A 22,741-nucleotide genomic window follows, 5' to 3' on the forward strand; every position below is an offset into this window, starting at 1 on the left:
AGGACTTACGCACTATTAGACTAGAAACCGGATTTATTGATAGATTCTCCTGTAATACAAATATCGCTGCCTAACCAGAGCAACTTAAAAGCTTGGTGATGTTCGATCGGCTTGTAACTCCTTCGCATCAATCCTTAGAGCTTGCTGGGCCATCAGTGTTCTTGCTAAGAAGTGCGACGATCGTCTTAATTAATTCATCCGGTTCGATCGGCTTTGCCAGATGTCGCTGAAATCCAGCTTGCAAAGCTTGCTGTCGATCGAACTCGCCGGCATAGGCAGTCAGGGCGATCGCCGGAATCAGCCCACCCCGTTCGGGCGGCAGAGTTCGCACTTGCTGCAACAGCATATAGCCATCCATCCCCGGCATTCCAATGTCGCTCAACAGGAGATCTGGCTGGAACCTCGCCAGCGCTGTGAGGGCTTCTCGAGCGACAGCAACAGTCACTACCTCTGCACCTGCATCTTCTAGCAAAAAGGAAATCAACTCTCGCATATCCGGCTCATCATCTACCACCAGTATCCGCATCCCGGATAACTGTTCATCCGCAGTCGATCGTTCCGAAAATCCTGCAAGAGAGTTTTCTTGTCCCTTTACCTTCGGTGATAGGGGCAGACTTACGGTAAAGGTTGCCCCTTGCCCTTCACCGGGGCTATCTGCCGCAACGGTACCGCCGTGCAGTTCGACTAGATGCCGCACGATCGCCAGCCCCAATCCCAAGCCACCAAAATTGCGGGTTGTAGCGCCATCTTTTTGTCGGAAGTAGTCAAACACGTAGGGTAAAAACTCCCGTGCGATGCCAATGCCTGTATCCGCCACCGTAATTTGAGCCCGATCGCCCACACAAGTTAAGCGCACCTCAACGCGCCCCCCGGTTGACGTGAATTTGACCGCATTGGAAACAAGATTCCAGACAATCTGCTGCAAACGGCCCGAATCCCCCAAAATTTGTCCCACCTGAGCATCTAACACAGTCCGAATGTCAATGGATTTGGCAACAGCAGCCAAATTAACAGTTTCGATCGCCGATTCCACAGTTAAAGCTAAATCGACTGGACGAATATTAAGACTGAGCTTGCCTTGGAGAATTTTCGAGACATCAAGCAAATCTTCAATCAATTCAGTTTGCAGCTTGGCATTGCGTTCGATCGTCGCTAACGCCTGTGCAGTTTTGGCCGCATCCAGCTTGCCAGTTTGCAGCAGCTTTGACCACCCCAAAATAGGATTGAGGGGCGATCGCAATTCATGGGATAGTACCGCTAAAAACTCATCCTTGATGCGATTTGCCTGTCTTAGCTGTTCCGCTTGCTGCTGGAGTGAAGCGTTCAGGTTTGCCCGTTCCAGAGCGATCGCGATTTGGTCACAGGTCGATCGCAGCAGCTCGATTTCAGCAGGCGTAAAGTGCGTCCGAGTCAGACTGGCAAATGAGAGCGTTCCTAATAACCGCCCTTGAGAGATTAACGGTTGACCCGCGTAAGCCGTGATGCCCATTTCACAGACGGCTTTAGCATTCGGATGAGTTGAAAGTTGGGCTTGACTCAACACAACTTGCTGCTGCGTTTGGGCAACCAATCCACAGAGATATTCCCCTAATTCGATCCAGGCGATCGGCTGCGCTGTTTCTTGAGAGATGCCATCGTAGTGTCTCAAACGCAGCATCGGGTGGTTGTCTTTTTCTTCCACCATGAAGTTGTAGTAACAATGCAGATCGAGTTGCACTGAAAGTTTGCGGAATAGCGTGTCCATCAAAGCCAGAGGCTGTTCTGTCTTCAAGAGATCGCGGGTAGTTTCATACAGCAATTGCAGTCGCTCACTTGCTTGCCGTTGTGCGGTCTTGTCCTGCATGATTTTGACAAGTCCCTGCGGACAATCCGCTTCATTAAGCAGGGGCATCATCAATCCACTGGCCCAAAAGCGATTCCCATCTTTGCGGACGTGCCAGCGTTCGTCTTCGGCCCGTCCTTGCGTTAGAGCCGTTTGCATTTCGTACTCGGCTTGTCCTTGTTCGTTATCTTCGGGCGTGAAGATCATCCGACTCGAGCAACCAATTGCTTCTGTCTCGGTATAGCCCAACAACCTTTCTGCCCCTGAGTTCCAACTGGCAATGATGCCGTTAAGGTCGATGGTGAAGATGGCATAATCTTTGGCGCTTTCAAAGATCAGACGGAGGCGGGATTCACTCTCGCGCAGGGCTTCCTCAGCTTGTTTGTGGTCTTCAATATCAACACAGGAGCCAATGTAGCCCAAGAACTCACCTTCCAATCCGTAACGAGGAACAGCTTCATCCATAACCCAACGGTATATGCCATCACAGCGTTTCAAGCGATATTCCATCTTGAACGGTTGACGGGCATCAAAGGCAGTCACATAGGTGTCTAAACAGCGATCGAGGTCGTCGGGGTGGACTCCTTCTGCCCAACCATTGCCCTTTTCTTGCTCGATCGTCCGTCCCGTAAAGTTTAGCCACGGGAGGTTGAAGTAATAACAGAGTTTATCGGTGCCCGACATCCAAATCAGCACAGGGGCGGCATCTGCCATCAGCCGGAACCGTGCCTCACTCTCCCGTAGTGTGGCTTCGGCTTGTTTGCGATCGGTGATATCGTTGACCAGTGCTACAAACCCTTCAACTTTTCCCTGGCTATTGAAGCGGGGAACATAGGTCGCGTTGATATAACGAGTTCCACCATCTTTGTAGGGAATTTGGCTTTCAAAGGTCACTTCCTGTCCTGCCAAGACTTGCTCAACATAAGGACGAATACCTTCATAGCCAGTTTCGCCTAAAACCTCTCGGAGATGCTTGCCGTAGATTTCCTTTGCCAAAGATCCAAACCATTCTTCATATGCTCGATTGTTGAAGCGATAGCACTGATCTGAGTCTACAAAGGAAATCAAGGCAGGCACGGCATTGGTGACTAAACGAAGTTCTGCTTCTCGTTGTTGCAATACCTCCTCGGCCAGTTTTTGATCGGTGACATTTCGGAAATAAATGGTAATCCCGTTCGCGGCAGGGTAGGTGCGAACGTCATACCACCGATCGTGATCCGGATAAAAAGCCGTGACTGACAAAGCCACGCGCTCGTTTGCCACGCGCCGATAAACCCGCTCAAACTCGCTGCCATCGAGTCCGGGGAATTCTTCCCACACATTCTTGCCAATCAGATCGCCTGCAGTGCGGTCTAGCAGAATTTCCGCTGACCGATTCACGTAAGTGAAACGCCAATTCTCATCAAGGGAAAAGAATCCATCATCAATGCTCTCCAGAATGTTGCGACTCTGCTCTTCGCTTTGACGCAACGCTTCTTCTGCTTGTTTACGATCGCTGATGTCGATGAATACGCCGCGCGTCGAAATTATGATGCCATCAGCGTTGTAGGCGCAATCGCCCTTTGCCAAAATCCAACGAAGGGTGCCATCTGTCCACAGCGTCCGATACTCAATTTCAGCTTGATTCGCTTGTAGCTGAGTGAGGACGCTGTGAACGAACTGGCGATCGTCGTGATGCACCGCTTCTAAAAACACCTGCATCGACATTGCGGTATTGACGGGTAAACCAAACATCGCTTTGGCTATGTCCGTCAAACTCAGCGTGTCAGTTTCCATATCCCAATACCACAAACCCAAATTGCCGCCTTCGGAAGCCAGTCGGAGTTGTTCTTCGCTCTCACGCAACGCCTGGAACGATCGATCGCGCTCTAAGGCGATGCTGGCAACGTGGGTGCCGAACTCCGCGAGTTTATGTTCCCAATCAGTCGGCATCCGCGCCTCGCTAAAGCACAGCATTAGCGACCCCAGAGCTAGATTGTCATGCCTGAGCACAGGCTGAGAATGACACGCTAGAATGTCATGAGCCACGCATAAATTTCGCCATGCTTGCGACCAGCGATCGTCATTGGCCATGTCGGCACAGGTCACGGGCTGACCGCTATACACTGCTTCGCCACAGGTTCCAATGCACAAATCGTTAATCGGAGCACCATGGAGTCCTTCAGCAAAAGATGATGGAAAGTCTGGAGTAATGGATCTGTTAAACGTCAGCCGCTGAGCATCGGCTAGCAGGAAGCCCGCGCGGGTACCTGGATTCAGCTTGGATACTGAGTCACACACGGCTGCCAGACAGTCGTCGAGTGGCTGTCCGAATGCGATCGACTCCAGCAGTCGTTTCTGCTCGATTAGGAGGAGTTCAGCCTGTTTGCGATCGGTAATGTCAGCAAGCAAAACGGTCAGTCCACTGGGCGAAGGGTAAATTCGATGGTCATGCCAACCCTTCCAAGGTGAGTAGAGATAATCAAACTGGAGCGGCTTTTGTTCGCGCATTGCCCGATGAAATTTCACATAAGCATCGGTGTCAACGGCTGCCGGAAATAGTTCCCAAACGTTCTCACCCAGAATCGCTGACCGCGGCATTCCAACAATTTCACAGTAGCGATCGTTGGCATAGGTGTAGCGCCAATCGCGATCGAGGATGTAAAACCCATCGTTGATGGTAGAAAGTACCGTTTCTAGCTGTTCTTTTGCCTCCGTCGCCGCAGTTTGTGCTACTTCGCCCCGAACCACGGCCTTTTGTTCTAGCGACCTTGCCTCCTGTAAAGTTTGCAAGGCTGCTTTTGCGTTTTTTATAGCAGTGCGCCACGATCGATTGAGTGAAGCGCTCAATCCTGCGGCGATCGAAAACATACCCAGCCGAACAATTGTCTCTACATTAAATATCTGTAAGGAATAGAACGGCTCAATAAAAAAATAGTTGATTGCCAGCGTGGATAAAATTGTTGCCAGCAACCCAGCCCCAAAACTGCCATACCACGCACTCACCATCACCGCGATGAAAAACAGGGGCGTCGTGGTTGGGTAAAGCCACGGTAAAAGTAATCGCGTTAGCCCCAGTGCCAGTGCCACGGAGAGGGTCGCCACACCATAGGGAAGTAGTCGAATATCTCTGAAAATGCTGTTGATTCCCTCTAAACTCACCCTTTTTACTCCTTATCCGAAAAATATCTTGCTCGCCACGCCTTACTGCTGTCGCGAAGCGTTGCATCTGGCGAATTACCCAACTCATCCAGCAATATCTAAATTTGCTTGAGTGGCAAGCGAGAAGGGGTAGCGTGTCCCTTTTCTCAACAATTAATCGTGGGAATGGTCATTCCTCATTCATCCGCCAACTTTTTCTGAGACAGCTTCAGCGCTTGCCCCAGTTTTCGCCACAAATTACCGATCGCTGGTTTTTGAGCCCTAAGCCGCTCTATTTTGAGAAGCCTCAGAAGTAACAGGTATAAAGCTGTTTATATTTTACACCTTTGACAGATTCCAGAGGTCAGTCATCTCTCTCAATATCTATAGCAATCCTTACAGGAGTCGTAAATTTTTTATCCCACCCCAACCCTCCCCGAACCCGCAGGGAGAAAGTAAGAAATTCACAAGTGATGTGAGGATTGCTATTATATAAAGTTAATCTTAAATCTAAAATAGACTAAGTTTCTTTAAATTCCTTTGAGGAGCGATCGCCAATCCCGACAGCGTTTCAGGTAAATGCGAGCTACCTGATCGCTGGGATTTGTTCGCAAACACTCTTCAAATAATTTTCCTGCTTCTCGGAATTCCTTGCGATCGCACAGTAACATAGCTTCACTATATAGAGGCAAATTTGCTAGCTTGGCCGACAGAATTTCCGGCGGATCTGCATCAAATACCTCATAGACTACGACATATTGAGATTTTCCTTTTACCTGTACTTTATCCACAATCCTAATAGCATAATCAGCCGGATTTCGCAACCGTTCTAAAGTCTGCTGAGAAATTAACAGAGGTACGCAGTAATCTTTGGTCAATCCTTCAATGCGAGATGCCAAATTAACAGCATCGCTAATCACAGTGCTGTCCATTCGGCTTTTACCCCCGACTGTCCCCAACATCAAAGAACCAGAATTGATGCCAATGCCAATTTGAATCGGGATGTAGCCGACTGTTTGACGGTGTTCGTTGTATTGATTCAGGATATTTAGCATCGCAATACCCGCTTTCACTGCATCATCTGCATAGTCGCTAAACAAAGCCATAATTGCATCGCCGATGTATTTGTCAATAAACCCGTTATTGCTAGTAATGGCAGGCTCCATACGAGAAAGGTAAGCATTGATAAAATTAAAATTTTGCTGTGGCGTCATAGTTTCTGAAAGCGCCGTGAAGTCGCGGATATCGGCAAACAGCACCGACATTTCTTCCTGCACTTGGTCGCCTAAGTTGACATCTATAATACTTTCATATCCCAACAAGTTTAAAAATTGATGAGGTACAAATCGTCCGTAGGCATCAGTTAATTCTGATTCGGCATCCAGGGATTTTTCCAAATTTTGATTAAGTTCAAATAGTTTCTTAATAAATTTTTGGCGATCGGCTTCAGCTTCTTTGCGTTCCGTGACATCTTGAAAAACTGCGATCGCAAAAGCAACTTTGCCACCCTCGTCAAAAATTGGCCTTCCCCAAATCTCTAGGGGAACTTCCTTGTCGGGTCGATGAATTTCCAGATTATCAGCCGTCGCGTTTTCGCCCCTCAAAGCTCGGACGATAGGCAAATTCTCGAAAGGGTAAATAGTCTCAGTTCCCGCAATATAAATTTGATAACTTTCTGACAAATCCTCAACTGAATTTAAGGGCAAAACTCCTTGACCGAGTAACTGCTGTCCGGCGTGATTTACGTAGTAAGGTTGGCTTTGAGAATCCAGCACGAGCACACCTATGGGAATCGCTTCGAGAAATTGAGCCAGCTTGATTTCGCCTTCGCGCACCGCCTCGAATGCGCGAGATCGCAACTCAGTTTCAACCGTATCGGAATGTTCAGCAGTAGTTTCCAGCAAGATTTCCAGATCCGCTTTTTCCTCCTTCAAGTCTTCCACTTGCTGGCGCAATCTTTCTATCTCTAAAAGTAGCTGTTCTCTTGATGGTTGTTCTTCCAGCATAACTCGAGAATTTGCGCCTCGACTAACAAAAAATTGCTCAACAGATCCCACCCTAAAAGTAATCGTTTTTCTATAGAAATTCCAACTGCAAACCAGGCATCAGGCGCTGGAAATTCCTCAAAGATTTACCGTGCCAACCTATGCTTTGAGAGCCTTGTACCGCTATTTGCACCCTGGCTGTTTTGCGTACATGGATAATAAACTTCGATAGCATATTGATGCCAGAACTGTTCAAAAATTCTAACTGCTCCAAATTGAGGGTAATTTTCGTCGGTTCCACGTCGGCAACCTGGGTCAGCAACTGCGCTATCGGCGCGTACTCTGCAGGCCCGCTTAGCCTTAGAGATCCAATAAAACTCACGGTTGCCGTTGCTGGATCGTAACAGATCTGGTAATCTTCTGTATTAATTTCCATAGCCACAAAAAAAAGTCCCTTCGATATTATCGATCGCCAGCGTTGCTTATACTGTTAATTGCACCATAGTTGTCACCGCAATTACTTCCGGGTGTTTTTGCATGGTCTGGAATTTCCAGCCAAGTTTGGCATTATAATCGGTAAGCATGGTCAAAAAACCCAATCCAGAATTGGTACAGCTTTCCTCAGCAGCATTTTTTTCCAACCGCTGAATGTAAAGTTCGCTGGGCTCGGAAGCCAGCAACTGTTGAATGTAAGCCTGAAACTTGTCCACAGCTTGCGGAGAGATGCTGTTAGCAACTGAGAAAATCACTCCGTCGCTCTTTAATTGCAGTTTAATATCGATCGGGTACTCCGAGGTTTCATCATTAAACTTCATGGCATTTTCCAATAACTCGTTGGCAATGTAGCTAACAGCGCTTTTTATTTCAGCTTGTCTTTCAATTGTCGAGGGTTCATTTTGGTTGCCCGGAAAAAAAGTCGTCAGGTAGTCAGCCAAAAAATCCGCAGACAAACCATTGTTCCGCCACCGCTGCTTGAGAGGGATCGAACTCGGAGAAAATCCAATTATTAAGTATTCTTGGCTAGCGGGCTGCTCGATGAAATCGCCGAAAATCTGAGTCATACCGATGTGAGAGCTAAAGTTTGAGATGAGGGGCATCACTGAATATATTTTAAACTTTAGAAGGGATATAGCAATCCTAAATCATTTGTGAATTTCTTACTACCTCCTCTTACCAAGGGGAGGGTTGGGGTGGGGTAAAAAGTTTACGACTCCTGCAAGGATTGCTATATGCAAGTAGTTATTTTTGTTTGAGTACCAGCAACGTGATGTCGTCAAAAACTTTTTGTTCGCCGATGTGCGATCGCACGTCCTTAATTACAGCGTGCCTGATTTCGGTAGCCGAACGCTGCCAATTAATCTCTATTACCTCAATTAACCTATCTAAACCATAAAGCAGTTTATTCATATTTTCAGCTTCCGTAATCCCGTCAGTGTACAGCACAACCACATCTCCTGAATGCAAATGCACAATTTTCTCAGCAACAAATTCAGCAATATCTACATCCAGCCCGATCGGGAAACCCAAATCGATCGTATCAAACCTCTCTACACAACCGTTACACCGCACAACAATCATTTCTTCGTGCTGACCGCTCAACTTCAGCATCCCCTCCTCATAGTCTAGCAAGGCAAGGCTAGCATTTTTGTCGCATTTCATCCGCTGCACGTTATCGTAAATTACACTATTAATAGCACTTAAAAATCTCACCGGATCGGGTTCATTATAGGCGAGCAAAGTTCGGACAGCCGTTTGAACCATAATCATTAAAACGCCGCTCTCCAATCCGTGTCCCGTCACATCCCCAATGCCGATTTTTACTCTACCTTTGTGCTGGAGTAAGTCGTAATAGTCGCCCCCCACTTCTTCAGCAGCTTCCATAAATCCCGCAATATCTAAGCCGATAACTTCCTTGAGTTCTCGCTCTTTCGGCAGCAGCATCTGCTGAATCTTGCGAGTAACGTCTAGTTCGGCGCTCATTCGCATATTTTCAGCTTTTAGGCGATCGTTGAGAACAGTAATTTTTTGATTTGCACCAACTAAGGCATCGGCAATCTTGTTAAACGCACCCATAACTTGCCCCAGTTCATCTCTGTTATCCAACATAATTTTCTGGTCGAAATTGCCACTTGCCATCTTTTTTGACGTTTCGTCAAGAACAAATACAGTTTGCATAACTGCCCTGTAAAAAGACACAAATATATAAATAACGAGAGTTAATATTATTAACACTAAAAGCAAAATTAATTTTTTCCTATTAACAAAAGCATCAATCCGGTGCTGAAGAAGAGAATCTAACTCAGTTACACTTTTATCCCCGAGTTGAAAACTTGCATTTAAAGCCAAATTGCTTCCAGTGATATAGGCGTAATATTTTAGTGATACAGTTTGATATATTGTTTGATCGAGTTGCTTAGTTAGCTCCTTAAGCATAGAGTTAAATTTGATTAAATCCTGTGTTAATGCCGAGTGCAGATTCCCCTGATGATTATTGCTAAATGCTACCTCCATATTAATGGCCAAATCATCATTTATTTCTCTCAATCGGCTGGAAAGAGTAATCAGTTGCGCTCTTTCCTCTGGTGTGGCATCGGAACGCAGGCTAATTTTTTGAGAAATAAGCCTAATCTGTGACAAAATTTTTTCCATTTCTGGAAGTTGACGCAAAGTAGCATTTATTAAATAATAGGTATCCAAATCTGGGTCTGAAATCAGATTGGAAGTATCGCCGACGCGAGCGCTCAGTCTATCAATGTCGGTAGCTAAACGTTGATAGACAAAATCGTAAGTTTCTAAACTCCACTGGCTGCGGCGAAGTTTGAAATTTTGCCAATCTTGATAAATTTTATAAAAATTTTCACTGGACATTAATATGTTTCCGAGCTTGCCATCTGTATTTGCTAGGGCTTGAAAGTTCTTGTCTATCTTGGCTTCTAAATCGTTTCTGCATTCTGAATTGCTTAAATTAGGATTTAAACTCTGATAATTTAACAGTTGAAGTTTCGGTATGTATTCCCTCAACTGGCGCAGGGGTCGCAGGTATTCATTACCGTAGATGTCTTTTTGAGTAAAATCGACCCTGCGGTTAATTTCGGAAATCAACAGGTACATGACCAAGGTTAACGGTATTGCAAATAGAAAACCGATCAGGAGAAATTTTTGAGGATAACTCAGCCGATTCATTAAATGGATTGCCAGGGATTTCCTGTTCATAATAAATAGATGTCAACAAAATTATACTCAAAAAGTAGCCTTTGCTACTAAAGTAGTTGCGGGGACGCTCGCTCTAGAAAACCACAATACTAATAAAATTAATCAGCGATAGCTGATTTAATTTCTAATGCGTTTTCGTCCTGTTGCAACAAATTTTGCGGCATCCCTGTGATATCCTTGGCTCAGCTTGCCTCCCACAGTCTAAAACACGTTTAGCAGTTTTGGAACGCAGAATAGTAATTTGTACTGAGATTCGGGGGCAGGATTAGAGGCTTTTAAGAATATTTACTTAAGCATAAATTTTTCTTAATACCCTCAGACAAAAAGTAAAAATTAAGTAATAACTGGGTAGTGCAAGTTTCCCGAAACACAACTGCCGGCAGCGAGTAGGAAATACTTGCGCCACACCAGCAACCAGCAGTCAAGTCGGTTCTGCACAAAGGAACCAATAGCACCAGCAATAGTGTCTAAATAAGTATCTGCAGTTGAGTGTTCAGGAGCGATCGCGCATTGTGTAAAGTGAGGCAGAGGGCGTATGATGAAAAAAATCTCCACAAATAAATTTCAAAAGAATAAAAACCGAGACCAAAAGCAGCCCAATCCTGTAATCTTGGCTTTGGTGCTGACAGGAATTCTGGTATGGGAAATGTATCCGGCGCTAAGACACACCGCTGCGGCTAACGCGGGCGCTCTCAAATCTTCCCTTTCCCAGTTGGAAAGGCAACAGCAGCAAACCGCGCAGCAATTTTCCTCAGCCACGGTGTCCCCAAAAATCAGCTATTCGGTATTTGCACTTAATACTCTAATTTCCGAACCGGGCAATTTGGCCGAGGCTACACGCCAAAATCCCCCGAAACAATTGCCCGCAACCGTAGCAGAAGCAGTTCGCCGAGAGTTGTCGGACTCCACTGGCATTGCTGCTGACAAGTTGAAAGTAACGGAATCGAGCGGACAAAGTTGGCCGAATACTTGTTTAGGACTCTCGAAAGCGGATGAAATTTGCGGTCAAATGATTGTCGAAGGTTGGCGGGTTGTGGTTTCTGATGGTAGGCAAACTTGGGTTTACCGTACTAATGCTAGGGGAAATATCTTGCGTTTGGAAAAAAAGTTAGCTCGGTAAATTTGAGGCTGTGAAATCAAAAATAAACTTCCTTTTGGAACAGGCAAGATGCCTGTTCCACAAATAGTGAGTTTTTTTGTGGGGGGGGGATCACAAACAGGCAAGATGCCTGTTCCAGAAATAGTGAGTTTTTGTGGGGGTGGGGATCACAAACAGGCAAGATGCCTGTTCCACAAATAGTTTCTCGTGGGGAGTAGGGGTTGGGCTTCTAGCCCGCCCCTTGCTTTAATTTGGGAGTTGGTTTCTTTCGAGAATGCCACCGCCCAAGAGCACGTCTCCGTCATACCAAACAGCCGCTTGTCCGGGGGTAATGCTCAACTGCGGTTCGTCAAAAATCAACTTAACTCTTGTACCGCCGACTTTTTCCTCTGCTTGGGAGGATTCCACAGGAATAATTGTAGCCGGGACGGGTTGCGATCGATATCTAATCTGTACCTGAGCCCGAATCGGAGCCGTCGGTGCAGCCACAGAAACCCAATTCACTTTCTGGACCGTACATTCAGATTCTACTGCCAACTGTCGATCGCCCACAATTACCCGATTGCCAGCAGCATCAAGTTCAATCACGTACAGCGGTTCCGGTGCAGCAATTCCGAGTCCCTTCCGCTGGCCGATGGTGTAGTGGTGCACACCGTCATGCTGTCCGAGCACCCGCCCTGACTTGTCCACAATGTCACCCTTTTGCGGCGCAATGTACTTGTCCAGAAAAGCCCGCATCGAACCGTTACTTTCCACCAAGCACAAATCCTGACTTTCCGGCTTATCAGCAGTTGTCAAGCCAAATTCTGCCGCGATTCTGCGAGTTTCTGTCTTGGTAATTTCCCCCAAAGGAAATTCTGTACCCGCCAACAAATCCTGTGTTAGATCGTACAAGAAATAAGACTGATCTTTCGCAGGGTCGATCGCCCGCAGCAACTGATAGCGACCCGTCTCAGCATCGTAACTAATCCGAGCGTAGTGGCCTGTAGCGATTTTTTCAATTCCTAGTTCTTCGCGAGCAAACTTAAGCATCGGCCCGAACTTCACAGTTTTATTGCACTGCGAACAAGGCAGAGGTGTAACTCCTGCACTGTAACCCTCCACCAAATAATCAATAATACTTGCCTGAAAGACCTCGCGGCTGTCAACAATGTGGTGGGGAACGCCCAAATCTTCGCAAATTTTAGCTGCATCGACCATTCCCTCAGAGCAGCACTGACCTTTGCCCTTCATCAACCACAGCGTTAAACCCACCACTTCATATCCCTGATGGTGTAAAATTGCGGCTGCTGCGGAACTATCGACCCCGCCGGAGAGGCCTACAACAATCTTGTTCATGATTCTGAGAGAAATTGCTATTTTACTGTGAGTTAGTTCGATCGAGCTAATTTATTATACCACAAATATACTACAACTTGCCACTGCTGCTGTTAGCTGAAATTTTAGCACTAATATGACTATTCAAAAATTTGTTGTCACCGCCGACCAAATGCGGCAAATAGAAACCCGAATCTTTGCTGCTGGAATGCCAGTCGCAGCTTTAATGGAAAAAGTCGCGGGACTGATTGCTAGACGCATTCAGGAGCTTTTGAAAGCGGAAGGAAGTTCGGCAAGCAGTGTACGGGATTTAACGGATAGAAGGAAAAGGGAAGAAGGGAAAAATCTTGTTAATTCTCAATTGCCAGTTATCGGCGTATTGGTTGGGCCCGGACACAACGGCGGCGATGCTTTGGTTGCTGCCCGCGAATTGCACTTTCAAGGATTCCAAGTAGTTATTTACTGCCCGTTTTCTAAACTAAAAGAACTCACAAAAAATCACGCTGATTATGCCCGTTCTTTAAATATTTCATTTGTTGATAAAATTGAAAGTCTAAAAAAGTGCACTTTGCTCGTAGATGGTTTATTTGGATTTGGATTAGAACGAGAAATTAATAACGCTACTGCCGCAGCTATTGACGAAATAAATAATTTAAATATACCCATTTTAAGTATAGACATTCCCTCGGGAATTCATACAGATACCGGAGAAGTTTTGGGGACGGCAATTAGGGCAAAACATACATTATGTTTGGGTTTGTGGAAAATGGCATTTCTGCAAGATAGAGCATTAGAATATATCGGGAGTTCCGAATTAATTGATTTTGATATCCCCGCAGCAGATATTGCAGCAATATTGGGTGAAACGCCAGCAATACAACGCATTACAAAAGCCTCGGCAACTCAGCATTTGCCATTACCCCGATCGCCAATTTCGCACAAATACACCAACGGTCACTTACTAATTATTGCAGGTTCCCGCCGCTACAGCGGAGCCGCAATTTTGGCAGCATTGGGAGCAAGAGCCAGCGGCATCGGAATGCTGTCAATTGCCGTTCCTGAGTCGATTAAACCAATATTGAGCAGCCAGTTGCCAGAGGCATTAGTTATAGGATGTCCCGAAACCCAGAACGGTGCAATTAGCCAGTTGCCAGTAGCAATTGATTTGGGCACCTATGATGCGATCGCCGCAGGGCCAGGTCTGACATTGGAAGCGGCAATAGCTGTAGAATCTGTACTGGAGAGCGATCGGCCTCTGGTTTTAGATGCTGACGGTTTAAATATCCTCGCTCAACTCGGCACAGTCCCGATTTTGTCCGAACGCTCAGCACTGACAATTATCACGCCTCACCCGGGGGAATTCAAGCGTTTATTTCCCGAATTAGCCGACGAAATCGGCGATAATCGAATTGCGGCAACTCAAGCTGCAGCTCAGCTTTGCGGTGCAACGATATTGCTCAAAGGAGCCAGAGTGTGCATAAGTTGGAAGGATGAGGGCGATTCCCTACGGGATAGCGACGCTTCACGTACCATCACCTACCTCAATCCCGAAAGCACCCCAGCCCTCGCCAGAGGCGGCAGTGGCGACGTTTTGACCGGCTTGTTAGGGGGACTATTAGCAACTGCGATCGCCCGCAAATCCCCCCCCAAATCAGTTGCTGCAACAGCAGCTTGGTGGCACGCTCAAGCCGGAATCATGGCTGCCAAAGAACGGACGGAATTAGGAGTAGATGCCTTTACTTTGACACAGTATTTAATTCCAACATTGCGAGAGTTTGCTAAGTAAAAAATCAACATGAGTTGGTAGGGTGCGTACCCCGCATCTTTGTATTGGGTAGGTGTGTACCGCGCACCTTACCGCTTGGTTTGTATTGACAACGGAAGTCCTCATAAAAACATTACAACTTGCATTCCTTACGACAAACCAACGGGTAACTCAAACGAGTGACACTCAAATGAGTGACACTCCAAAAAGTGACTGTGCACTCACAAATCCCACCAGTTATACCTGAAATATCACAGACCAAAACTTAAATATTGAGAGGAACCACATTATGTACACCGAAGAAAGAAGCTTGAACAATGAAACTATGGCTCTTGTCGCCGATACTACTGCTCAATCAACTCTGGCATTTGCTGCAACCACTGGAGTAAACAAACCCACTTTACAAATCGGTTCAACAGGTCAAGCTGTCACGGAACTACAACAGCTTCTATATCATTGGGCATATTATTTCGGCCCGATGGACGGTATCTTCGGTGTCCAAGTTCAAAACGCCGTCAAAGGCTATCAACACCGCGTCTTTTTACAAGAAGATGGGATTGTCGGCCCTCTCACTTGGGAAGCACTATACTCTGGTGCACCTGTGAATATGCCGATCGTCATGAAGGGCAGTTCTGGTAATGCTGTTAAAATTGTTCAGAATGTCTTGAAAATCAATGGATACTATTTCGGCTCCATTGACGGATTATTCGGGCCGATGACAGATGTAGCAGTGCGACAATTGCAAATTAGCATGGCTTTACCGCAAGATGGAATTGTCGGCTACAGAACTTGGCACGCCCTCAGCAAGTTACCGCACTAATGACTGGTTGAATTAATATCAATTTCGGTTGTACGAGCGAAATGATTGTTGACTGTTGACTGTTGACTGTTGACTGTTGACTCGATTTTATTATTCTGATCCAACCGGAAATGATATCACTTTCAGTGATGGCAAAAAAGCGGTAGCTCAATTAGGGGTTTAGGCTTTGCCTAAGTCCCTAATTATCGTTAAGGGGAAGGCTGCGCGCGGGAAGGGCGATCGCAAATTCTGTTACCGTTCCCGGCGATGAAAAATATTCTTAACTTTCCGGTGCTTTTTTGTTACTATATCGTAGGAAATTGGGAGTTACAATCCGGTTTATTTCCCTTCAGCTTTAGTTGTAAATAGTTGCGCTAATAAAAACATTATTCCGATACTTACCTAACAAGAATTACGCATGGGGGCTTATTCCCGGTTTCTACGAAAAATTCCAGGTTGAGTAACGAGAAATCTAGGAATCAACCGGGTTTTTAAGCCAAGCGCGCGCAAGTCACTAACTAGCCTTTGATGAACTTTTCTAATTTGTGAGCCATCTTCTCGACAATTCCCTCCGAAGTATCTGCAGCCGATGATTCAGCTTCAATACGCTTGACCACATCCTCTGAAAGATTCAGCAACTGCACTAATTTTTGATAAGCTGCGGCTTCTTCAGCGTTAATTTTTGGTTCCTCGGGAGTGCGAGAACTAGATGAAATCACTTCATAGCCGAGTTGCAGGACTAATTCCCTTTCATCTTGAGTTTCTAGTTGGCCGATCAACTCGTCAAGGGGGATATTTTGCATGATGTAATCCCGCAGTTCTTGTTGCATTTGTTGTCCGTCGGTATCTGGGGCAAACAAACGACAAAAGCGATCGAGCATTAAATTAACTTCTTCTGTGGCGAGTTCGCCATCAGCCCATGCCATAGAAGCAACAATTCTCAGCAGATTCATCTGGCGGGGCGTAATTGATGGAGGAGGTGGGGTTTGCATAATCAAAGTTGGTAATTGGTAATTGGTTATTTGTTATTAGTTAGTTGTTAGTTGTTATTAGTTAGTTGTTATTTGTTAGTTGTTATTAGCTAATGGCAACGCGCAACTGCCAACTGCCAACTGCCAACTGCCAACTGCCAAATAACAACTGACTACTAACCATGATGTCACAATTTTGATAGAGGAACTCCCAGCCATCCAGTAAAGTTTTGTTTCTGAATAGCAGTGGGCTGTTCCACGGGCACGATCGAGTAACGCGTCGGGCACGGCGGGGCGAGAGTAACAGGACAAGTCCGCAGTTCGTCTTGGTGAAAAACTGTCACCGAGACGATATCCCCAGGCTTGAAATCTTTTAGTCTCTCGCCCGCTTGTTCTACATTTACTACCCGAAAACCTTCGATCGCCAGCAACTCGTCTCCAGCATCAATTCCGGCCAATTGTGCCGGAGATCCTACTTCGACAAATTTAATCATTTCCCGCCCGTTTTCAGTTCCCAACGTCCAACCGATGCGAGGTATTTCGCTAGTTTCAGCGGCGGTGAGTTCTAGCCCAAAAGGTTCTAGATACTTGTTGTAAGGCAACTCTTCTGTGCCGTCTATATAGCGCGCAAAAAAGTCGCTCAAATCGATGCCGGCGACGGACTCGATCGCACTTTGCAACTCTTCGGGAGTAAAGCCTATTTCTGCTGGCAGCGAAGGAGAATTTAAGTGTCCGTTTGAGGTTAAATGCGCCGATTTGCCGTCTGTTCCCGACTTCAGGTCAAAATCGCCGTTTTGGGCCGAATTAGCATTGCCAAACTGCTGCCACATCAAACGCATCACATCGTCGAGCGATCGCTCATTGCCGTGTCTGGCTCGAATCAACAAATCGAGCAAAAACGACACAACTTCCCCTTTCAAATAATAGGAAATCTGCGAATTATCGCTGTTAGCATCCCGGCGATAAAGTTTAATCCAAGCATCCCAGCTCGACTCGCCCAGAGGCTGCACCTTCCGCCCCGCAGTCGTCTGCAAGCGAGTAATTTCCTTAGCCATACCTTGGAAAAAACCTTTCACGTTGTAGAGTCCAGCTCGAAAAGGAATCACCAAATCGTAATAGCTGGTAGTCCCTTCAGAAAACCATAAAGAAGGAGTATAATTCTCTTTTTCGTAGTCAAATACTTCCAGAGCTTTCGGTCTAATGCGCTTGACATTCCAGAGGTGAAAAAACTCGTGAGCTACCAACTGAATAAAGCGTTCATACTTTTCCTTAGCCCGAAAACCAAAACGCGGATAGTTGAGAGTGCAACTCTCCTTGTGTTCCAAACCGCCAAAACCAGAGCCGGACAAATGCAGGAAAAACACATAGCGTTCGTAAGGCAAACCGCCGAACATTTTTGCCTCGACTTCGATCACTTTTTGGATGTCTCGAATCGTGCGATCGGGTTCTAAATTGCCTTTTCCCCAAACAACTAGCTGGTGGGGTTTTCCCATCACTTCAAACTCGTACACTTCGTGATAGCCTATCTCAAAAGGACTGTCTACGAGAGTGTCAAAATCCGCAGCAGCGAAAGTAAGATTTTGGCCAGAAACAGGTGGCAAAGTCGTAACGGTGCGCCATTCGGGCTGCGGTGGCACAACGGTTACGGTGTAGCAGTTGCTCTCAAAACCGGGCAAGAAAAAGCACAAAGCCGCCGGATTGAAATAACCGTGAGTCGAGTCTAAATGATTGGTTCGCACTGTCAGTTCGTTGGCAAAAATGCGGTAGCGAACCGTGACATCTGACACCGAATTTGTCTCGATTTGCCAGTGATTTTTGCTTTTCTTGCGCCAAGGTAAAGCTAGCTCGCCCGCCTGGGAGCTAAAATCTTGCAGGTGGCGGGCGTACTCTCGAACCAAGTAAGAACCGGGAGTCCAAACAGGCATTTTTAAATCCAGAACCGGCTCCGACCAACCTTGCACGCGCAAAGTCACTTCAAACAGATGGGATTCAGGATTGGGCATCGCCACCGAATATTGAATTGTCGGTGCTGTTAGTTGCCCCTCACTGTTGCCGGCAGCGGACGAGGTATCCAAAGAAGTAACATCAGTCATTGACTTGCCAAATTAATCAAGTGCTTGAGGTTGATCAAATGGATAGTTTGGCGGTCTGGATCGATTTTGATCCAACCTTTACTATCGAGTTTTTCCATAATTTTGCTGGTTTCATCTAGGGTGATATCTGTCACATCAGCTAAGTCTTCATAAGGAATATTGAAGATATCTTTGCCCTCAGCAGTTTTCTGACCGTAGTTTTCTGCCAGCTCGACTAAAGTATTTGCTAGTTTAACCGCTGGCTGGCGGTTTCGGAGTTGATAGCGGAGATTGGTTTGGCGTAGCCGCCGTACCATCAGTTGCAGCATCCGGTGGTGCAATTGCGGGTCTTTAAACAGGGTTTGGATAAATCGCTGAGCTGTGACGCTGAGCAGCCGCACCGAGGAGAGAGCAAGTACGTCATTCGATCGCGGAGATTCGTCCAGAATTGCCATTTCGCCGAAGAAGGCACCCCGTCCTAAAATAGCCATTGATACAGCTCGATCGTCTGAAAGGCGCCGGACTTTGACCCAGCCAGACACGACAAAGTAAATCGCGTTGCCCCAAGAATCCTCCATCACCACAGCTCGGCCCGGGGGATACTCGTGCTTGACGGCATTTGATAGCAGCCCTCCCAAGGTTTCTGGGTTAGCACCCTTAAATAGAGGGAACAGCTCACTGAAAGCTTCTGTCTTCATGCAAACTCGCGGAGGTGGGAAATATGATTAGGCGACACCCAACAGCTAGGGAACGATCGATGTTTGGGAACACAAACAATCCGTTGCTCCTTTAATTGATAATAAGGGTGCAGAGGCCCGGTTCACGTAAAATTGGCAGATTCTTTAATCTTAAACGGGTTTACAAGCCTGCCACTGCCTGTTGAACTTTGCCTAACAGAGGTTCTATGTATTCTGGCCAGCCGATCGCAATTGACTGGGTGTGGGCCAGAGTCTCCGGCTCGATCGCATCTTTACTCCACCTCAGCGGTTGACCTTGCAAGTCGCAACAAACCAATCCGGCTGCTTTTGCTAGAGCCAGAGGGCCGGCGGTATCCCACACTTTAACTCTGCCGTTGAGATACAGGTACAAACCAGCTCGACCGAAGATAACTTCCATCACTTTTAAGCCAAAGCTGCCCAGCGAGTAAAATTCTGCTCCGGGGATGCTTTGGGCGATCGCCTGGGCGTAGTTTTTCTGGTCTTTGTCTCCGAGAATAATTTTACAATTTTCCGCTGTCGGAGCCGGGGGTTTGCATAGGGCGATCGGCTGTGCCGCTTGGGTTCCCACAGTTTGGAACAATCCCCAATCTTTGCCACCAAAATACATTTGGTCAAAAGCCGGGGCGTAGAGCCAGCCGGCCACCGGTTCCCCTTCCAGCAGCAGCCCCACCATCGAAGCGTAGTGCAGTTTTCCCCGAATAAATTCTTCCGTCCCGTCGAGGGGATCGATGCACCAGAGGCGCTGGTAATTGGCGCAGTAAGCTGTTCTGGAGGCGGCGTTTTCCTCGGTGATCCTGCCGTCTTCAGGAAACAAAGCGCTAAATGCTGCCGATAGTTGTCGGTCTAGGTATTGATCGATACTCGTCACGTAGTCGTTGGGCCCTTTCTCGGAAACTTCAAAAGGTTCGGCTGCTAGCTTGTAAGCTTCTTGACCGCACTCGCGCAGGGTGTAGCGAATTTTTTGGTCTTGCTCTGGAGAAATATACATGAGGTTAAACATAAATGCTTTAGCTAACTTCAGCATAAAAGCTTAAGTCCTTGGAATCGATCGGCGCGTGTCACTGTTTTTGATTCGTACAGGATTTGCGCGCCGGTGCCTAGAAACCCGGTTTGCTAACCATCAGCGCCGTTTTCGGTAAAAATTAGCGGTTTTTCTAAAGATGCTAAGGCTTTATCGCAAGCTTTCCCCGATACTATGCCAGAAAATATGTCCCGCAAGTTCTACGAATGGCCAGATTTAGTGCAGCTTTACCGCGATGCAGACGTAATTGCAGTTTGTTTGGTAGACAATAAATATGCTGCTGGAATGCAGGCTTTACTGTAAGCAATAGCCTGCAAGCGGCCGGTCGTCATTACTCGGACTCAAGGTATCGTCGATTATTTAGCGGCCCGGGATATTGCTAAAGTGGTAAATGTGCCAGATGCAGCAGGTTTGCGGGAGGCGATCGTCCGTCCCTTTGCTAAAAAATCCTCAAGAAGCTGAATCTCAAGCACAACGCGGCTACGAAATGGTTGTGAACCAGCACAGCAGCGAACGTTATGTCGATGTTTTAGCCCAGAAGTTGCGATCGCTTTAATAAAAATGTAGGGTGCGCCTCGGCCCACCATAAATCACGTCCGCAGGATGCACAATGCACACCTTACTGATATAGATAAAAAGCCCAACTATTTATTACCTAAGTCATCTTTAAAAAATCATGAATTATGAGTTGCAGTTCCTAATTAAATCTCATGGGAATTAAGTACCTAGTAAATAAACCGGGTTTGAAAAAGATAATCGAAAGCCTTAAGGAAGTATTTTCGTTCATCAAACCCGGTTTCTGTGCCTAAAACGGTTTCACTCACAAATCCGAAATCAAAACTATTAAGACTCCCGTCCACTCGCCCACTTATCCCGCCATTTCACAGTCCCTTCCGAAACTAAAACCCAGCGGCGACAAACCAGATTTTCTCGCAGCGGCGACATTCCTTCCCGTACCAGCGCATACTTATAAGAAATCAACTTCCCCGCACTTTCATTAAAAGGAATTTCCCCAAACCAAGTATTAGTATTGATATACTCCAAGGGGTAGCCCTTACTAATATCCCAATTCCCCAATTCAGGACAATCTCCAATCACCACAATTCTTTCCCCAGGCTGAGTTCTAACGCTGTTAAGCTGCGCCCGCACAATAGTTTTCGCCTTCACTCGCTCTCCGACCCGGCTAAAAATCATTACTTCCCGCGAACCCAACTCTAAGTTGTACAGCATTCCATCTTTAACTTCAAACTTGCGGCGCGATAAAACCTCCGTATGCTCTCCATCAGGCAGCTCAGTATCCACCTCTTTAATTGTAACAGAATTGCCACGATTTACTGCTACAAACACCACGGAATCGCGATAGCGGCGCACGTAACAATAAACATCAGCAGTTAGATGTTTTTGCCAATGACTCCCCATCGAAATAGCTGGATTCAGCCGCCGCAATCCAGACAGCAACCGCACATCTCGGTAAATCGGCGCATCAGTATCCCACTTTTGCATCATCGGGCGGTTGTAAGGGTCATCCCCCCCATCTGTATCATCGTGCAGATACTGTTCAGTGCCGTAATAAATGCAGGGAATACCGCGAGTCGTCATAATTAAACATATCGCCAAATGCAGCATTTCTGGATCGGGATTCAACGACTGAAATCTCGGCATATCGTGGTTGTCAATAAAAGTAATCAACTCCGTCGCCCCGTAGTAGCGGTGATCCAAATTCAGGACATCTTGGACTAACTTAAATCCCGCGCCCGCAACCTTCCCCAATACTTCTCGAATTGCCACGCACAGACCAAAATCTAAAATAGTCATCCCCGACTCGTTGGCAAATTCCACAGAACGATCGTTTCTAGGATCGCTGTAAATCCATTCGCCAAAAATGAAAACATCAGGTCTGTGTGTTAAAATGTCAGCAGTAAATTCCTGCCAAAACCAAATAGGCATATGCTTAACTGTATCAACGCGCAAAGCATCAACGCCTCTGTCCAGCCACTGTTTAATGGCGGATTTAATGTAACGGCGGTATTGAGTATTATTTTCGTTGAAAGTTGCTAAACCAGACAGTTCGCAATTTTGGACTTGCCATTCATCTTCCCAGTTGGTGACTTCGCCGTAGTGGTGATACCAGTGATCTTCATCGTCGTTAAAGTCAGCTATTTTTACACCGTCGTCGTATAGTTCCCCCTTTTTTCCACTAAAATCAGGGTTGCTGTGATTGCAGACAATATCGAGCACGAGTTTCATGTTTCGCTGGTGCAACTCGTCTACTAATTTGTCAAATACGGTATCTTTAGTTTCTTGTGTTTGGTTGATAGAAGGATTGTCGCCTTTGGCAATATAGCGTGGGTTTAGTCGCTTGAAATCTTTAGTCCAGTAGCCGTGAATTGCAGCTTGTTCGACAAATAATGCTTCAACTTGCTCGAACAGTGGAGTCAGCCAAACTGCGCTAACTCCCATATCTTTTAAGTAGTCGAGTTTGTCGATAACTCCCTGCAAGTCGCCGCCCCAGTATTTGCCCCAATCTTTGCCATCTGGATCGTAAAGTTCTGGGTTTGGGCCTTCGTTATTTGCGGGGTCGCCGTCGTAAAAGCGATCGACTACAATGAAATAAATTGTTTCTTGTCGGAATTCAATGTCTCTGGTGTAGAGGAACTCTAAATCGATTTCGCTTTCTGGCTTAACTTCTTCTACCAGAGACTCAATTTTTTCTTCGGGTTCGCTAACTTCGTATTGAGAGGAAGTTTGATTGGGAGTGACTGATGTCATGAGATGTATTTTTTTATATTGTAAGATTGGTCAGTTATTCGGAGCTAGAGTCGGAGATAGCTTTCCCCT

15 protein-coding genes are annotated in these 22,741 nt (G+C 46.4%); 4 read left to right on the forward strand and 11 right to left on the reverse strand.

Going from position 1 to position 22,741, the window contains the following annotated elements; genetic code table 11:
• Positions 1 to 127: 127 nt before the first annotated feature.
• The 5 genes from QUA43_RS05995 to QUA43_RS06015 form a co-directional block, all read right to left on the reverse strand.
• On the reverse strand, positions 128 to 4,963 hold the full coding sequence (locus QUA43_RS05995; protein WP_333371881.1) for a PAS domain S-box protein: 4,836 nt from the start codon (positions 4,961 to 4,963) through the stop codon (positions 128 to 130).
• Between the two features lie 509 nt (positions 4,964 to 5,472).
• Positions 5,473 to 6,948 carry an adenylate/guanylate cyclase domain-containing protein gene (locus tag QUA43_RS06000; protein WP_333371883.1) on the reverse strand — a complete coding sequence of 492 codons (1,476 nt, stop codon included), beginning with the start codon at positions 6,946 to 6,948 and terminating at the stop codon, positions 5,473 to 5,475.
• Between the two features lie 70 nt (positions 6,949 to 7,018).
• On the reverse strand, positions 7,019 to 7,363 hold the full coding sequence (locus tag QUA43_RS06005) for a slr1659 superfamily regulator (RefSeq protein WP_333371885.1): 345 nt from the start codon (positions 7,361 to 7,363) through the stop codon (positions 7,019 to 7,021).
• A 46-nt stretch (positions 7,364 to 7,409) separates the two neighbouring features.
• Positions 7,410 to 7,988 (reverse strand): DUF6272 family protein, encoded by a 579-nt coding sequence (locus QUA43_RS06010; RefSeq protein ID WP_333371887.1) that lies wholly within the window; start codon positions 7,986 to 7,988, stop codon positions 7,410 to 7,412.
• Positions 7,989 to 8,166: 178 nt separating this feature from the next.
• A complete protein-coding gene (locus tag QUA43_RS06015) occupies positions 8,167 to 10,140 on the reverse strand; it encodes a PP2C family protein-serine/threonine phosphatase (RefSeq protein WP_333371889.1) in 1,974 nt (657 codons plus the stop codon).
• A 535-nt stretch (positions 10,141 to 10,675) separates the two neighbouring features.
• Here QUA43_RS06015 and QUA43_RS06020 point away from each other — a divergent pair.
• Complete coding sequence (locus tag QUA43_RS06020; protein ID WP_333371891.1) at positions 10,676 to 11,260, forward strand: hypothetical protein; 585 nt, start codon at positions 10,676 to 10,678, stop codon at positions 11,258 to 11,260.
• A 225-nt stretch (positions 11,261 to 11,485) separates the two neighbouring features.
• Here QUA43_RS06020 and mnmA read toward each other — a convergent pair whose 3' ends face one another.
• Entirely contained in the window at positions 11,486 to 12,577 is a 1,092-nt protein-coding gene (mnmA, locus tag QUA43_RS06025; RefSeq protein ID WP_333371893.1) for a tRNA 2-thiouridine(34) synthase MnmA, read from the reverse strand.
• 115 nt (positions 12,578 to 12,692) lie between these two features.
• Between mnmA and QUA43_RS06030 the strand changes: the two genes are divergently transcribed.
• On the forward strand, positions 12,693 to 14,342 hold the full coding sequence (locus QUA43_RS06030) for an NAD(P)H-hydrate dehydratase (RefSeq protein ID WP_333371895.1): 1,650 nt from the start codon (positions 12,693 to 12,695) through the stop codon (positions 14,340 to 14,342).
• A 268-nt stretch (positions 14,343 to 14,610) separates the two neighbouring features.
• Positions 14,611 to 15,141, forward strand: a complete 531-nt coding sequence (locus QUA43_RS06035; protein ID WP_333371897.1) for a peptidoglycan-binding protein — start codon at positions 14,611 to 14,613, stop codon at positions 15,139 to 15,141.
• 497 nt (positions 15,142 to 15,638) lie between these two features.
• Here the strand turns inward: QUA43_RS06035 and QUA43_RS06040 are convergent, their stop codons facing one another.
• From QUA43_RS06040 to QUA43_RS06055, 4 genes are all read right to left on the reverse strand, one after another.
• Entirely contained in the window at positions 15,639 to 16,112 is a 474-nt protein-coding gene (locus QUA43_RS06040; protein ID WP_333371899.1) for a TerB family tellurite resistance protein, read from the reverse strand.
• A gap of 167 nt (positions 16,113 to 16,279) precedes the next feature.
• Entirely contained in the window at positions 16,280 to 18,184 is a 1,905-nt protein-coding gene (locus QUA43_RS06045; protein ID WP_333371901.1) for a M61 family metallopeptidase, read from the reverse strand.
• Positions 18,181 to 18,861, reverse strand: a complete 681-nt coding sequence (locus tag QUA43_RS06050) for a Crp/Fnr family transcriptional regulator (protein ID WP_333371903.1) — start codon at positions 18,859 to 18,861, stop codon at positions 18,181 to 18,183. Before QUA43_RS06050 ends, QUA43_RS06045 begins: the two co-directional genes overlap by 4 nt.
• A gap of 160 nt (positions 18,862 to 19,021) precedes the next feature.
• On the reverse strand, positions 19,022 to 19,906 hold the full coding sequence (locus tag QUA43_RS06055; protein ID WP_333371905.1) for an inositol monophosphatase family protein: 885 nt from the start codon (positions 19,904 to 19,906) through the stop codon (positions 19,022 to 19,024).
• Between the two features lie 397 nt (positions 19,907 to 20,303).
• Here QUA43_RS06055 and QUA43_RS06060 point away from each other — a divergent pair, with 397 nt between their 5' ends.
• Positions 20,304 to 20,459 carry a hypothetical protein gene (locus tag QUA43_RS06060; RefSeq protein ID WP_333371907.1) on the forward strand — a complete coding sequence of 52 codons (156 nt, stop codon included), beginning with the start codon at positions 20,304 to 20,306 and terminating at the stop codon, positions 20,457 to 20,459.
• A gap of 287 nt (positions 20,460 to 20,746) precedes the next feature.
• Here QUA43_RS06060 and QUA43_RS06065 read toward each other — a convergent pair whose 3' ends face one another.
• Positions 20,747 to 22,672 (reverse strand): alpha-amylase family glycosyl hydrolase, encoded by a 1,926-nt coding sequence (locus tag QUA43_RS06065; RefSeq protein WP_333371909.1) that lies wholly within the window; start codon positions 22,670 to 22,672, stop codon positions 20,747 to 20,749.
• Positions 22,673 to 22,741 lie beyond the last annotated feature (69 nt).

The organism is Microcoleus sp. N9_B4, assembly GCF_036701635.1.
Taxonomy (GTDB): Bacteria; Cyanobacteriota; Cyanobacteriia; order Cyanobacteriales; family Microcoleaceae; genus Microcoleus.